The sequence below is a fragment of the Bacillus sp. AFS098217 genome, assembly GCF_002551815.1.
In the GTDB taxonomy this organism is placed as follows: domain Bacteria; phylum Bacillota; class Bacilli; order Bacillales; family Bacillaceae_G; genus Bacillus_A.
Genome location: NZ_NVPR01000038.1, coordinates 101,854 through 115,995 on the forward strand (window position 1 = coordinate 101,854; position 14,142 = coordinate 115,995).

Sequence of the window (14,142 nt, forward strand, 5' to 3'; positions counted from 1 at the left end):
TATGACGACGCAAAGCACCTTCTTCTATCTAAATATTTCTCTTCATTATGTAAAGGCTTTCTTTATTATGGAGTAATTTTCTTTAAATACTCTTCCATTTGTTCCTTCGTTTGTGTACCAGTAATCATTTCGATTACCTTGCCTTCTTTATCAATCAAAAACGTTGTTGGTAGTGGTCCAACACCATATGTACTTATTATTTCTGAACCTTTATCAATCGCAACTGGAAATTTCAATCCATATTGATCCACAAAATTTTTCACCGCAATATTCGTTTCATCTGCATCTAATGCAATGATTTCAACGCCTTTATCTTTATATTTTGGATATAACTCATTCATATACGGCATCTCTTTTTCACACGGCTTGCACCATGTTCCCCAAAAATTTAAAAATACTCCTTTTCCTTTCAAATCTTTGAGTTCAATTTTTTTCCCTTCTAAATCTGTAACAACAAAGTTAGGTGCTGTTTTCCCAATTTGCACCTTTTCTTTATCAGCAAAAAATCCTTGATACAGCGTAAATCCTACGGCGACACTTAAAATAAGCAAGATGAGAACGCGAAATAATAAACGATTCTTCTTCATATTTCCTCTCCTCTCTTTGATGAATATTTATAAACATTTTGCTGCAATCACTGTTTTATCTGTCGCTGTATAATCGCTTACAAAAGCGTTTTATTTACCTTTCACCAGCGGAACACCCCACTGGTGAAAGGTTCATTTTATCCCGCATAAAAGCCCCATTGGTGAAGAATAACCATTCATAGGCATAAAAGCACGAATAACAGTTTCACTTGACCGCTTATCTTGGTTTTGTAGAGGCAAGTGCACGCAATTGCTTCACTTCATGAGGTGACAGCTCTCTCGCATCACCAGGACGTAAGCTACCCGCTTCTAAGAAGGCATAACGTTCACGTTTTAACTTCATTACTTTACAGCCAAGTGCTTCAAACATACGACGAACTTGACGATTGCGTCCTTCATGAATTGTTAATTGTACAATTGCCATCTCTTTACGTTTATCCCAAGAAAGAATTTTCACATGTGCTGGTGCTGTTTTTCCATCTTCTAATACAACACCCTTTTCCAGCATGCGAATCTTCTCACCTGTTAATGGCCCTTTTACTTTCGCAACATATGTTTTCTCAACCTTATACTTCGGATGCATCAATATGTTTGCAAAGTCACCATCGTTTGTCATAAGTAATACACCAGACGTATCATAGTCTAAGCGCCCAATTGGGAATAGACGCTGCTGGATATCAAGGAAAAAGTCTGTAACAACTTTTCTTCCTTTATCATCTGACACACTCGAAATTACGCCTGTTGGTTTATATAGTAAGAAATAAACAGGTTCTTCTTTTTCAAGAGGGATATTATTTACTTCTACTTTATCTTGTGGAGTTACTTTCGTTCCTAACTCAGTCACTATTTGACCGTTAACTTTCACTTTCCCTTGCTGAATTAGTTCTTCAGCCTTCCTTCTTGATGCAATACCTGCTTGTGCAATCACTTTTTGTAGTCGTTCCATTTCCTTTTTTCACCTCAAATTTATCTTACCTTCATTAGAAAGACTTGGCAACCGCCTAAGGTATACGACGATTTGCCTCGCCTATCATAAACAACATAGCTATAGTTACAAACTTATAAAGGACAAACGCTACTTTATCCTTTATTATTGTGTACCTTCTTACCTGCTGTTCACAACAAAAGTTCATTATTTTGTCAAAAATACTCCATAAAAAAACCACTATTAAGTTGCACCTTAATAGTGGTCGTATACGTATTATAAGCGAATTGACACAAAAAATGAATAGGTTTAATGAAACAATAACGAAACAAACACGATAGAACAAATAATACCGATTAGATCAGCAAACAATCCGACCTTTAATGCATCACCCATTTTACGAATTCCAACAGCTCCAAAATACACTGTTAAAATATAAAATGTTGTATCTGTACTCCCTTGCATCGTAGACGCTAACCTTCCAATAAATGAATCTGGCCCATATGTAGCAATTAGATCTGTTGTAATACTTAAACCAGCTGATCCTGAAATTGGACGTATAAGTGCGAGTGGGACAATTTCTGCCGGTACATGAATTATATCTAACATCGGTTTCATTACCGATATCATCGCATCTAGCGCTCCAGATGCTCTAAAAATAGAAATGGATACAAGCATCCCTACCATAAATGGTAAAATAGAGACGGCGATTTGAATCCCTTCTTTTCCACCTTCTACAAATGATTCATATGTCGGAACTTTTTTTATCGTTCCGTACAATAATATAAATCCAATGACACATGGAATTACCCATAATGAAATCGTATTAACAATACTCACTTTTTCCGCCCCTTTCTACTCCTTCTTCGGTAAAAATAGCGGTCAATCCAAATCGCTCCGATCATCGATAGTACTTGCGCGATAAACGTAACGCCAACAATTTCAGTAGGATTCGCTGATTCATATGTCATCCGAATTGAAATTACAGTGGTCGGAATCAATGTAATTGCAGAAGTATTTAAAGCTAAAAATGTCACCATAGAACGGCTTGCAGAATCCTTTCCTCCGTTTAACTCTTTAAGCTGCTCCATAGCCTTAATCCCCAGTGGTGTCGCCGCATTTCCTAGTCCAAAAAAGTTTGCCATCATATTAGATAAAATAAATCCCATTGAAGGGTGATCCTTTGGTATTTCTGGAAATAATCTCTTTACCACCGGCATGAAAAATGAGACTAACTTCTTTAATAAACCTGCCTCCTCGGCAATCTTCATTAAACCTAACCAAAAAACTAAAACACTAATAAGCCCAATACAAATTGTTACTGCATCTTTTGATCCTTCAAAAACCGCTTTGTTTACTTCTTCCATCGTTCCGTTCATCATCGCATATACAATCCCAACAATCGCCATCGCCACCCATACAAGGTTAACCATCTGTTCCAACACCTAACATATAAGAAAAAATTTCTCTCACATTATTCCAATAAGGTCCGGTTGTAGCAATCAATTTTCGCTTACTATAAAATAAATTGCGTTCTCCTACTTTTTCGTTACCGACATAAACTACTGTTTTCCCTACTTTTTCCCCATCTATCAAATTTACGCTTTTATCAAGTTCCACTTTTAACAAAACTTGTTTTCTCTCGTCTCTTGTTAACGGTACAAAGAAATCATTTTTTGTATAAACATGATTTGCATATTTCTTTTCTTTTAGTTCAGAGAGTGCCCCTTGTCCTAAAACCTTCGTCAACTTGTATTGTTTAAATCCCTGATCAAATAAATACATATGGTCGTCCCAATCATTAGACGCATTGAGCGTCACCACAATTAAATCTAGTCCATCTTTCGAAGCTGTTGTAACAAGTGTTCGCCCTGCTTTTTTTGTAAATCCTGTCTTTCCACCTGTTGCAAATTCATAATAAGATGTCACAAGTTTATGTTTATTTTTCCATGGATAGTCCCACGATTTCGATTGGTATGTTTTTGTCCCAGAAATTTTCCGAAACGTTTCATTTCCCATTGCATACCTCGTTAAAAGTGCCATATCATATGCGGACGAATAATGCGTTCCATCACCATCTAAACCATGGGGATTTGAAAAGTGTGTATCTTTCATGCCAATTGCTTTCGCTTTTTCATTCATTAAATACACAAATCCCTCTATACTTCCTCCAACATTTTCAGCAATTGCTTGTGCCGCATCATTACCAGATCGAAGCATCAGACCATAAACTAAATCCTCTAGCTTTACTTTTTGTCCAGGTTTTAAATAAATAGCTGATCCTTCTACACGAACTGCCTCGTTACTAATGGAAACCGTTTCTTTCATTTTGCCAGATTCAGCAGCTAGTAAAGCGGTCATAATTTTCGTAATACTAGCGATTTTTTGTGATTCATGTTCTAGTTTTCCATATAAAACACGTCCAGATTGTTCTTCCATTAATATGGCATTATGGGCGCTCACATCATTCATTTGTGCATATGTAGGAATCGGTATAACACCTGCACACATTATAAGAAGTGCAATCACAATCCAAGTTCGTCTCATATTTCCCCCACGTCCTTTTGGCACTTTTTGTACAAGTGTATGCCTGGCCCCTTAAAATATGAATGAAATATTCTTTTCTATCTCAGCAAAAAAGACGCACAAATATGCGTCTAATACGGGGTCCACTCAACTTGTTTCGCACTCTCAAATCGCTTTTCCACATCCGGCCAATTCACAACATTCCACCAATTTTTAATGTATTCATCTTTTCTATTTTGATACTGTAAGTAATAAGCATGTTCCCACACATCAAGTACAAGTAATGGTATCGTATCCCACTGTGTAAATAGCTGATGCAGTGTACTTTGTAGAATTTCTAATCTTCCTGAACGAGGAACCCATACAAGAATTGCCCAGCCAGATCCCTCTACTTTCGATGCGGCCTCTGTAAAATGCTTTTGAAAACGTAAAAAGCTCCCAAAATCTTTCTCAATTTCTTGCGATAATGCCCCCCTTGGACTCCCGCCCCCATCTTTTTTCATGTTATTCCAAAATATCGTGTGCAAATAATGTCCTGACCCATGAAATGCAGCTTCTCTTTCCCAATGCTTAATTAAATCAAACTGATTTGTTTTTCTTGCTTCTTCCATCATTTTCTCAGCTTTATTCAAACCTTCTACATAGCTACGATGATGTTTATCATGATGTAACATCATAATATCTCGAGAGATGTAAGGTTCCAGCGCATTATATGGATAAGGTAACGGAGGAAGCGTGTGTCCCCCAATTGGAACGGACCTTTCTGTATACGACCTTTCATACAACTCATATTGTTCATCTTCTTGCATAAAAAGTTCTTGCAAATGATGCTGGATATGTTCTACATCATCACTTATTTCATACATAAATGCAGCATCTGTCTCATATTCATTTTCTTTCATACGTTCTAGTAGCATTTGAATCTTATAAGCAAGCATATGAACATCATACACTTCCATTGCACGGCTATCTAATACATGAAGAACACTTTCACACCAACTCTCTACTTCATGAAAGTAATCTGTAAATACACCTTGTTGACTCATGTCACACCTCCTCGATACTATCCACTTTAACTATATTCAAATCAGGAACCTTATATACCGCGCAGAAAAGTAAAAGAAGCTGAGTTTCCCCAGCTTCTTTACGTTATTTCACACCTTTTTGGTATATCTCAAAATCATGTATAACCTTCAGCTTCACATTAATATTTGTGCAGCATCTTTGTTTGATAATCTGTTTCATAATATTCCAATTCCTCACGCATCGTCTGGAATTTACCTTCTAATTCCTTCATTATTTTTTCCATGGAGTAAGGCGGTGTCTGTTGAAAAACAATGGAGTTTTTTCCCGTATATGCAGAACGGCTATTTTCATACCACTGATCACTTTTTGGCGAGAAAAATTCAGCAATCACTTGATGATAAATTTTATATAATGTTTTCTCGGCGGCCGTCTTTCGAAATGGTTGACTATTTAGTAAAACTAGACATGCATCCAGTCCTTCTTCACAGAATACAAGAAGCCTCCTTATTGATGCCAACAATTCCTCATAATAATGTTTATCACCTGCTGGTGTCTCTTCCAGTAACGAAGGTAGTGAATGGTAATTCGCATAATTCGTTATTAAAGTAATCACTTCTTCTAAAAATACTGAAATCTGTTCTGTTTGATTTTCAACCATCGAATTAGACATATCCTTTTCTCCCCTTTGCTATTTTACACAATTTCTACTTGTTTATTTTTATGTAATTCCGTCAGTATCTCTTGTACTTTCATCACTGTTTTATCATCAAAATATTGCTGAAAATCCTCTACCATATTCATGTACACACGCTTCTGTCCGACAAGCTCCTTATTTTTGACCAAACAAGTAAGAGCAACAATATCACGTAAATATATGTCTTGTTCTTCTATTTTAAAAACTGGATTTCCTTCAAAAGGAGTAATTTCTTCTAAAATTTCTTCAAAATAACGGACGTATAATACAGAAAGATTTTTCTTTTGATCATTCACTATATATGTAACTTCAGATCTATTAAAAAAATCTTCAGATGTATTAGGTTGTGCTTTTTCTAACTCATATCCCGCATAACCTATTATAATCATCCACTTTCCCTCTCTTCCTTCTTTTGCTTTATTCTAACTCATTTTCTGAATAAATAAAATATTTTCCGATGTCTCCCTTAGTAAAGATCATACAAAATCTCATTTTTATATAAAAAATAGCTTTAGTATACTTTAATTTACCTTTTTATTTTCCTTGAAGTTTGTCATAATAATATTATTGTCTCAGTTTTTTTACACAAGGAGAGTTGTAGTTATGTCGTTTTCATGGAAACGTTTCTTACAAATAGGGAAAATTATTTTTCCATTTGTTGTATTAACCATTGTATTCTTTCAAGCTCGAAAAGAACTATCAGGTATTTCATTTCGTGAAGCGATTGAAACAATTAAAAACATTCCAACTGGAGGAGTTTTTTTAGCGATTACACTTGGTGCATTTGCTGTATCAACAATGTTCTTTTATGACTTTGTCATGCTTCGTTATTTAAAAGCAGATATACCCGTGCAAAAAATCTTCCGTGTTTCATGGACAGCCAACACATTAAATGGATTTCTTGGTTTTGGTGGCCTTGTTGGAGCAGGTATACGAACAATGTTATATCGGCCCTATGTAAAAGAGAGTGGCAAGCTTATTAAAAGCATTGCTTGGATGACAACTGCTTTTATTAATGGATTAGCTATCCTCTCATTTCTCGGCCTTATCGGAATATTAGATACACGTTTTATTCTGCATGAAAAACCTTGGTTATGGCCTGTACTCATCTTTTTTGCTCTTTTTGTACCGATATATATTGGATTTTCCAAAATTAAAAGTCGAAAACAGCAACCTGCCGAAGGACAAGAAGAGGAGAAAAATCCAACCATTCTATATTCAATTGTTTCTTTAGTGGAATGGCTCTCTGCCGGTATTGTCATGTATGTTATTTTAATATTATTTGGAATTGACATCGATTTCCAGAAGTTTTTAGGGGTTTATGTCATTGCAGCATTAGCTGGAGTTGTTAGTCTTGTACCAGGTGGTCTCGGTTCATTTGACCTTGTCTTTTTAACCGGTTTGGGACAATATGGTATCGATACAGGCGTATTATTACCCGCAATGTTATTATACCGCCTCGTGTACTATATTTTACCATTTTGCCTTGGTTTAATTTTTGCTGCTTTTGAAATGACAGGAGCTGCTCTTAAAAAGATTGAGGATAAGCCATTTATTGCACCTGCCTTAGAAACAACAGGTGTCATTTGGACCTTACAACGTGATTTCTTAGGAAAATTAGGCTCATGGGCATCCGCTGCTCTAACCGTCTTTGCTGGCTTAATGGTTATCTTATCAACCATTTTACCAACAAGTGTAAACCGTGCTCATGCATTACATATTTTAGCTCCAAAACATTTGATTCAAATTTCTTTTAGTTTGTCGTTAACATTTGGTATCCTTCTCCTTATTCTATCAAGAGGCATCTACTACGGAACGAAACGTTCCTACTATATGACGATTGTTTCTTTAATTGGAGCTGCCATTTTTAACACACTAAAAGGGATTGACATTGAAGAAACTTTTATATTACTCATTGTACTCGCTGTACTATATATGCTTCGTAAAAGATTTGTACGTGAGAAAATGGAAGTTTCACTTTCTGATGTAGTAAAAGCCATAATATTTTCACTACTAATATTATACTTGTACAAAAACTTAGGTATTTTATTCGCTGGAGCAAAAGAAGCTTTCAAACCAGATTTTGTTGTCCGCAACATTACACAGGTAAAACGAAGTGCACTTTCAGCTGCTTTCTTTGTTCCAACCTTTTTACTCATCGGTTCTCTTATCGCGAATCGCTACCGTAGTGTATTTCCTGGGCAACCAGCAAACGATAAACGTTTGCAAAATTTCTTAGATGAACATGGGGGAAATGTACTAAGTCATTTAGGGTTTTTAGGAGATAAACAATTCTTCTTTAGTAGTGATGGAAAAGCACTTCTTTTATTTTCAACAACTGGAAAACGACTTGTTGTACTTGGTGACCCAATTGGAGATCCTTCTGCTTTCCGTACCGTACTACAAGAATTTTTAGCTGCAGCGGATCGATTTGGGTATATTTGCGTCTTCTATCAAATTGAAAGTAAATGGATGAGCTTATATCATGATTTTGGCTATAACTTCTTTAAACTCGGTGAAGAAGCCGTTGTTGATTTAAATACGTTTACGATATCGGGGAAAAAGCGCGCTGGATTACGAGCTACTTTTAATCGTTTTGAACGTGAAGGCTATACATTTGCTATTCATCAACCACCATTTTCAGACGAGTTATACGAAGAGCTAAAAAAAGTATCAGATGCTTGGCTTGATGGAAAAAAAGAAAAGGGCTTTTCTCTTGGATACTTTGATCGTGAATATATAAGCCGTGCTCCTATCGCTACTTTATCTGATGCTGAAGGTAAAATCATTGCATTTACAACGTTTATGCCAGTTTATCAAAGTGGTATCCTTTCTGTTGATTTAATGCGATACTATCCTGATGCACCTGGTGGAATTATGGATGCAATCTTTATTCATTTATTCCAATGGGCAAAAGAAAACGATTATCACTCCTTTAATATCGGTATGGCCCCGCTCTCTAATGTTGGCTTATCAACACAATCGTTTTGGTCTGAACGAGTTGCTGCAGCGATTTTCAACAATGTCCGTTATACGTATAGTTTCAGTGGATTGCGACATTTTAAAGAAAAATACAAACCTGCATGGAGCGGAAAATATTTAGCCTTTCGGAAAAATCACTCTTTACCGATTACAATGCTTGCCGTAACGAAATTAATAGGAAAACGAAAAAACAGCTAGAATTCTAGCTGTTTTTTCGTTTCTGAACTTGTATGACAAACTCTTTTTCGTACTTTTTACCATTTAAATAAAAAGTACCCCATATTTTATACATTCCTTCTTCCGGAAATGTAATACGATATTGTAATTGTTCGTCTTCATTGGTAGGAACTGCATATAAAAAATGCTCTCTCTTTTCATCAACAATATAAAGAGCCGCATGTTCTCCTGTATCAGAATTAAATTTCACCCTTTCTCCTTTCTTCATCTGAAATTGGAATGTTAATGTAGCAGCTTCATTTGGATGCAGGGCCCCAAATAAAAGAGACATTTGATAGTCACCAATTTTTTTTGTAAGTACAGTGTCTGCAACTAGACTTTTTTGTTTTTTCTTGTCGTCTTCCCCAAAATCTTTCTTAGAAAATGATTGCTCTGTCTTCTCACGATCTTCATATAAGAAAATGGTATAAGCGGTATCTTTCGCTATACCCGGAGACAATTTATATGAGCCATTACCAGTAAATGTAGGTTTTTTTTGCTGCATTCCTTTCAACTGTTCGTCTACAATAATCGCTCGAATCTGATCATTCACTCCACGAACCTCATTGTTATTTTTATTGAACAATTGAAAGCTAATGTCTACTTTTTCATTTCCTTTTCTATTTTTTATATCCCATTTTACCTCTCGAATATCCCCTGTTGTTTCTGTCGTTCCTTTATACTTTTGCATGTAGAATCCACCAGCTACAATAAATAGTAAAGCAATTAGCCCAATGACAAGATTTTTCAAACAATCACCTGCCATACTTTTTATAAATTATGACACAATTATTGCACCTATCTCTGCAAACAGAATATTGTTATACATCCATTCTATTTTTTCGTATAAATATCCTCTGTAAAATAAAGGAAAATGGTCACCAAAAGAAAAATTCACCATAAATAGTGAATTAAATAACAAACTATTGAAAACAGTATACTCTGTATATACTACAAACAAGAAAAAGATTTTAACTAACTTTAGGTAAGAAATCTTCCTCCTCACTTTGCGCAAAAATGATGAAGTGTTCTTTGACAAGTGATTATACAAAGTTGAGTAGATAAATAAAATGCGAAAACTAAGCACCCCCCTTCTGCTCGTAAAATAATCAAGGTATCGAAAGAATCTCATCCCTCTAAGTAGTTCACTTGGTAGGATTCCTAGTGTATAATGCAAATGATGTTAATTTATATCTATACATAACAAGGAGGTTTTTTTATGAGCGTTCATATTGAAGCAAAACAAGGCGAGATTGCTGAATCTATTTTATTACCTGGCGATCCATTACGTGCAAAGTATATTGCAGAAACATTTTTAGAGGATGTAACTTGCTATAACAACGTGCGTGGCATGTTAGGTTTCACTGGAACTTATAAAGGAAAGCGTGTCTCCGTTCAAGGTACAGGCATGGGTGTTCCTTCTATTTCTATTTATGTTAACGAATTAATCCAAAGCTATGGAGTGAAAAACTTAATTCGCGTAGGTACATGTGGCGCAATTCAAAAAGATGTAAAAGTACGCGATGTTATTATCGCAATGACAGCTTGTACAGATTCTAATATGAATCGTTTAATATTCCCAGGGTTTGATTTTGCACCAGCTGCAAACTTCGATCTTTTAAAGAAAGCATATGATGCTGGAACAGAAAAAGGATTACACGTTCGCGTTGGTAATGTCTTAACAGCAGATGTGTTCTACCGCGAGAGTATGGACATGGTTAAAAAGTTAGGTGAGTACGGTGTATTAGCAGTAGAAATGGAAACAACTGCCCTTTATACATTAGCAGCAAAATACGGCGTAAACGCATTATCTGTATTAACTGTAAGTGACCATATCTTCACTGGAGAAGAAACAACATCTGAAGAGCGTCAAACTACATTTAACGAAATGATTGAAATCGCTTTAGATGCTGCAATTCAACAGTAATATGCAAAAGAACTTGTCATACGTCTGGCGAGTTCTTTTTGTCATATATAAAATGAAAATACAATTCAACTTCATTAACAATTTATATGACTTTTTACAAAAAACTACTCCAGAGCGGGACAGATTTTCAATTCCTATTTTCTTTTGACGTTTGTTATAATAAAGAAAATATTTATACAAGTACTCTTTTATGAGGTGAAAAAGTGAAAAAAAGAAGTATCGTCTTTAAACTATTTTTATTAACAGCAGCACTATTTACTATTACTTTTCTCCTTTTTTTCATTGGACAATCGCTATATTTAGAAAAATTTTATATCGATAAAAAAGTAAAAACCGTCCAAACTGCTTTTGAAAAGTTTTTATCAAATTATAAAAAAAGTGATGGTTCATTTGAAGAAACAAGAAAATTGAAACAAGAGTTTCACGAAAAAACCAATGCTGACATCGTTTTTTTAGACCGCAACGGAATTATAAAAGATGAAAATAATTATTATATTGAAATTGTTGATACTACATCTAATAAAACATTTTCGATTCCACTTAACAATATTTTAACGATAGATGAATACAATAAATTCATGAACTTACAGCTAAAAAATAATGTTCTTATTCAAGTAACAGGAATTTTAAAAGACAATATAATTATCCCTGCTCGAATTGGAACCTCCTATAATTCATGGCAAAATGATAATCTTATATCTGACTTTAAACTATTTAATATTGATTTACCAAAATCTCAGAACAACAAGTATTCCAAAACTCCAACACTTCACTTTGATACATTTGAAGGGGTTATTTCTAAAATACACCTTCCTTCAAAAAATGAGATTCGCCTTGCAAATAATTTAGAGATATTACAAGCTGCTCAGCACTTGGGATTATCTATCGTGCTTGGTCAAACGGATCCAAACAAATTAACTACTTATACAATAGGTGGCGAAGATGAAGTTAAAAGTCAAATTTTTGTACAACCTATTATTGAAAACAAAGAAATTAAAGAATTTGCTTTTGCAATGACTTCCTTACAGCCTGTCGATGAAGCAATGCTCGTTTTAAAAGATTATTACGTCTATGCATTAATCATCGTATTTTTTGTTATCATTTTGCTATCCTTTTATTATTCAAAAATCATTGTTAAGCCACTTATAAAAATGAATCGTGTTACAAAAAAAATGGCTAATTTTGATTTTAGTGAAAAATTACCTGTTTCAGCAGATGATGAAATCGGTGGTTTATCTAATAGTATTAATACACTATCTGTAAACTTAAAAGACCGAATTGACCGATTAAATGTCGCAAATGCGAAATTACAACAAGATATCGAACGAGAACGCCAATTAGAAAGAACTCGAAAAGAATTTATTTCTGGTGTATCTCATGAATTAAAAACACCGCTAAGCGTTATTAGAAGTTTTGCAGAAGGCATTAAAGATGGTGTCAGCAAAGATACCACATACTATACAGACGTTATTTTAGAAGAGACAGAAAATATGAATCGACTCATCGTTGAAATGCTGGAACTAGCAAAATTAGAATCTGGCACGTATAAATTAGAAATGACTGCCTTTTCCATTGGTGAACTTGTTCAGCAAGTATATACAAAGCTATTATTTAGTGTGGAGGAAAAACACTTACAAGTAGAGATTGATGCAAATCCTTCTATATATGTCGAAGCAAATCGAAATCGTATTGAACAAGTTGTTGTGAATTTACTCAGCAATGCCATCCGCTATACACCTGATGGTAAAGAAATCAGTATTCGCGTTATAGAGAAAGAAGATAAAGTAAAAGTAGAAATTGAAAACACTGGTAATCCAATTCCAGATGAAAGCTTACAAAAAATATGGGATCGCTTCTATCGTCTAGACGCCTCACGAAGCCGCCATACTGGAGGAACTGGACTTGGTCTATCTATTGTAAAAAACATTTTAGAACTTCACCGTGCCAACTACGGTGTGTATAACACCGATGATAGTGTTGTGTTTTATTTCGATTTACAAAAAGTAAAAGAAGTCAAATAATTTGTCTCAATTTCACTAGGAGTTCACATGGAATTCACACTCTCCCTTTATAGTAGTAACCAAGTTAATCCTTTCCTTTACACATATAAAAGAGGAGAGTGCGTGAAATGAAACAAGCAGGACAACCTATTCAAAACGAAAAACAATTAGAAAAAATCAAAAATATACTTTTACAATCTTCGAAACGTGATGGCTTATTATTCGTATTAGCTGTAAATTCGGGCCTAAAAGTAAGTGAAATCTTACAATTAAAAGTCGGTGATGTGATTGATGAAAACGAAAATGTTCGCCATTCCATTTTATTTTACAATGAAAAAGTAAAGAAACATAAATGGTTTGCTGTAAACGAAGACTTACAGCACGCAATCGAAGATTACATGAAAGAACGTAAAACATGGAAAAGAAATGAACCATTGTTAAAGTCTCAAAAAGGAACAAAATCCATTACAAGACAGCATGCATGGTACATTTTGAACAAAGCTGCAAAAGAAGTTGGTTTAGAAGGGATTAGCTCACATACACTTCGAAAAACTTGGGGATATTGTGCATACAAATCTGGTGTTGATATCGCATTTTTACAACACTTCTTTGATCACAGTACTCCATCCAAAACTTTAAAGTATATCGGTATTGCATAAAAGAATACACATAGTTCTTATACATAAAAAAGGGTACCAACTTTATGACTGGTAGCCTTTTTTATGTTTTATATTCTCTTTTCTTGTTTCTCCTATATTGTAGTGGTACTCTAATAACAAGGGGGAGAAATTATGGACACATTAACAATTGAATTACCAAAAGAAATAGCAGAAAAACTCGGTTTATTAAAACAAGCTTATCAAAAGAAAACAGGTGCTACAATCTCAGAAAGCACACTCGTTCAATCACTTATCTCCAAGGAATTTATTCAAGAAATAACTCCTTTTGATTTACAACAGTATGTCACTGAAAAAGAACAGCGCTAATCGCTGTTCTTTCTTTATTTCCCCTCTTTTTTCTACACTTGAATCTTAACCAGTCTACTTCTGTCCAAACCTGAATACTACTGAATATTTTCCAAAATACATAAAGTTTTTATTTTATTTCTGAAAAACTGTTGACAATGATAATGATAACCATTATCATTCATTATGAAGCCAACAATTGATGAATCAAACAAACGCTCAGTAACACATTGTTACCCCTCTTTTTCATATAGAAAAACACTGTACATTCCCCCTGTTTGTACAGTGTTTTTC

At 34.7% G+C, this 14,142-nt stretch carries 14 protein-coding genes; 5 read left to right on the forward strand and 9 right to left on the reverse strand.

Features of this window, described 5'->3' with window-relative positions:
* Positions 1–65: 65 nt before the first annotated feature.
* The 8 genes from resA to COO03_RS11330 all read right to left on the reverse strand — a co-directional run bounded on the left by resA (position 66) and on the right by COO03_RS11330 (position 6,147).
* Positions 66–587 (reverse strand): thiol-disulfide oxidoreductase ResA, encoded by a 522-nt coding sequence (gene resA / locus COO03_RS11295; RefSeq protein WP_097897275.1) that lies wholly within the window; start codon positions 585–587, stop codon positions 66–68.
* A gap of 217 nt (positions 588–804) precedes the next feature.
* Positions 805–1,533: a 23S rRNA pseudouridine(2605) synthase RluB gene (rluB, locus tag COO03_RS11300; protein ID WP_097897276.1), complete on the reverse strand. Its 729-nt coding sequence runs from the start codon at positions 1,531–1,533 to the stop codon at positions 805–807.
* A 288-nt stretch (positions 1,534–1,821) separates the two neighbouring features.
* Positions 1,822–2,352 (reverse strand): spore maturation protein SpmB, encoded by a 531-nt coding sequence (spmB, locus tag COO03_RS11305; RefSeq protein WP_097897277.1) that lies wholly within the window; start codon positions 2,350–2,352, stop codon positions 1,822–1,824.
* Complete coding sequence (spmA, locus tag COO03_RS11310; RefSeq protein WP_097897278.1) at positions 2,349–2,945, reverse strand: spore maturation protein SpmA; 597 nt, start codon at positions 2,943–2,945, stop codon at positions 2,349–2,351. Before spmA ends, spmB begins: the two co-directional genes overlap by 4 nt.
* Positions 2,938–4,059 carry a D-alanyl-D-alanine carboxypeptidase family protein gene (locus COO03_RS11315; RefSeq protein ID WP_097897279.1) on the reverse strand — a complete coding sequence of 374 codons (1,122 nt, stop codon included), beginning with the start codon at positions 4,057–4,059 and terminating at the stop codon, positions 2,938–2,940. The genes spmA and COO03_RS11315 overlap by 8 nt, the downstream gene beginning before the upstream one ends.
* A 110-nt stretch (positions 4,060–4,169) precedes the next feature.
* Positions 4,170–5,084: a superoxide dismutase gene (locus COO03_RS11320; RefSeq protein ID WP_097897280.1), complete on the reverse strand. Its 915-nt coding sequence runs from the start codon at positions 5,082–5,084 to the stop codon at positions 4,170–4,172.
* A 158-nt stretch (positions 5,085–5,242) separates the two neighbouring features.
* Positions 5,243–5,734 carry a YpuI family protein gene (locus COO03_RS11325; protein WP_097897281.1) on the reverse strand — a complete coding sequence of 164 codons (492 nt, stop codon included), beginning with the start codon at positions 5,732–5,734 and terminating at the stop codon, positions 5,243–5,245.
* Positions 5,735–5,757: 23 nt separating this feature from the next.
* Complete coding sequence (locus COO03_RS11330; protein ID WP_097897282.1) at positions 5,758–6,147, reverse strand: hypothetical protein; 390 nt, start codon at positions 6,145–6,147, stop codon at positions 5,758–5,760.
* Positions 6,148–6,361: 214 nt separating this feature from the next.
* Here COO03_RS11330 and mprF point away from each other — a divergent pair, with 214 nt between their 5' ends.
* Positions 6,362–8,938, forward strand: coding sequence for a bifunctional lysylphosphatidylglycerol flippase/synthetase MprF (gene mprF, locus COO03_RS11335; protein ID WP_097897283.1), 2,577 nt, complete (start codon positions 6,362–6,364; stop codon positions 8,936–8,938).
* A gap of 4 nt (positions 8,939–8,942) precedes the next feature.
* On the opposite strand, the gene COO03_RS11340 is transcribed toward mprF, so the two are convergent.
* A complete protein-coding gene (locus COO03_RS11340) occupies positions 8,943–9,722 on the reverse strand; it encodes a hypothetical protein (protein WP_141523198.1) in 780 nt (259 codons plus the stop codon).
* Between the two features lie 453 nt (positions 9,723–10,175).
* Between COO03_RS11340 and deoD the strand changes: the two genes are divergently transcribed.
* From deoD to COO03_RS11360, 4 genes are all read left to right on the forward strand, one after another.
* Positions 10,176–10,883, forward strand: a complete 708-nt coding sequence (gene deoD / locus COO03_RS11345) for a purine-nucleoside phosphorylase (protein ID WP_097897284.1) — start codon at positions 10,176–10,178, stop codon at positions 10,881–10,883.
* Between the two features lie 203 nt (positions 10,884–11,086).
* Entirely contained in the window at positions 11,087–12,904 is a 1,818-nt protein-coding gene (locus tag COO03_RS11350) for a sensor histidine kinase (RefSeq protein ID WP_097897285.1), read from the forward strand.
* A gap of 107 nt (positions 12,905–13,011) precedes the next feature.
* Positions 13,012–13,542: a tyrosine-type recombinase/integrase gene (locus tag COO03_RS11355; RefSeq protein WP_097897286.1), complete on the forward strand. Its 531-nt coding sequence runs from the start codon at positions 13,012–13,014 to the stop codon at positions 13,540–13,542.
* Positions 13,543–13,674: 132 nt separating this feature from the next.
* On the forward strand, positions 13,675–13,869 hold the full coding sequence (locus tag COO03_RS11360) for a DUF3924 family protein (protein ID WP_097897287.1): 195 nt from the start codon (positions 13,675–13,677) through the stop codon (positions 13,867–13,869).
* The last annotated feature ends 273 nt before the right edge of the window (positions 13,870–14,142 follow it).

Excerpts from the sequence above, each read along its gene's own strand:
- COO03_RS11325 (WP_097897281.1), bottom strand. The coding sequence starts at position 5,734 with ATGTCTAATTCGATGGTTGAAAATCAAACAGAACAGATTTCAGTATTT.
- deoD (WP_097897284.1), top strand. The coding sequence starts at position 10,176 with ATGAGCGTTCATATTGAAGCAAAACAAGGCGAGATTGCTGAATCTATT.
- rluB (WP_097897276.1), bottom strand. The coding sequence starts at position 1,533 with ATGGAACGACTACAAAAAGTGATTGCACAAGCAGGTATTGCATCAAGA.
- COO03_RS11320 (WP_097897280.1), bottom strand. The coding sequence starts at position 5,084 with ATGAGTCAACAAGGTGTATTTACAGATTACTTTCATGAAGTAGAGAGT.
- resA (WP_097897275.1), bottom strand. The coding sequence starts at position 587 with ATGAAGAAGAATCGTTTATTATTTCGCGTTCTCATCTTGCTTATTTTA.
- spmA (WP_097897278.1), bottom strand. The coding sequence starts at position 2,945 with ATGGTTAACCTTGTATGGGTGGCGATGGCGATTGTTGGGATTGTATAT.
- mprF (WP_097897283.1), top strand. The coding sequence starts at position 6,362 with ATGTCGTTTTCATGGAAACGTTTCTTACAAATAGGGAAAATTATTTTT.
- COO03_RS11340 (WP_141523198.1), bottom strand. The coding sequence starts at position 9,722 with ATGGCAGGTGATTGTTTGAAAAATCTTGTCATTGGGCTAATTGCTTTA.
- COO03_RS11355 (WP_097897286.1), top strand. The coding sequence starts at position 13,012 with ATGAAACAAGCAGGACAACCTATTCAAAACGAAAAACAATTAGAAAAA.
- COO03_RS11315 (WP_097897279.1), bottom strand. The coding sequence starts at position 4,059 with ATGAGACGAACTTGGATTGTGATTGCACTTCTTATAATGTGTGCAGGT.
- COO03_RS11360 (WP_097897287.1), top strand. The coding sequence starts at position 13,675 with ATGGACACATTAACAATTGAATTACCAAAAGAAATAGCAGAAAAACTC.
- COO03_RS11330 (WP_097897282.1), bottom strand. The coding sequence starts at position 6,147 with ATGATTATAATAGGTTATGCGGGATATGAGTTAGAAAAAGCACAACCT.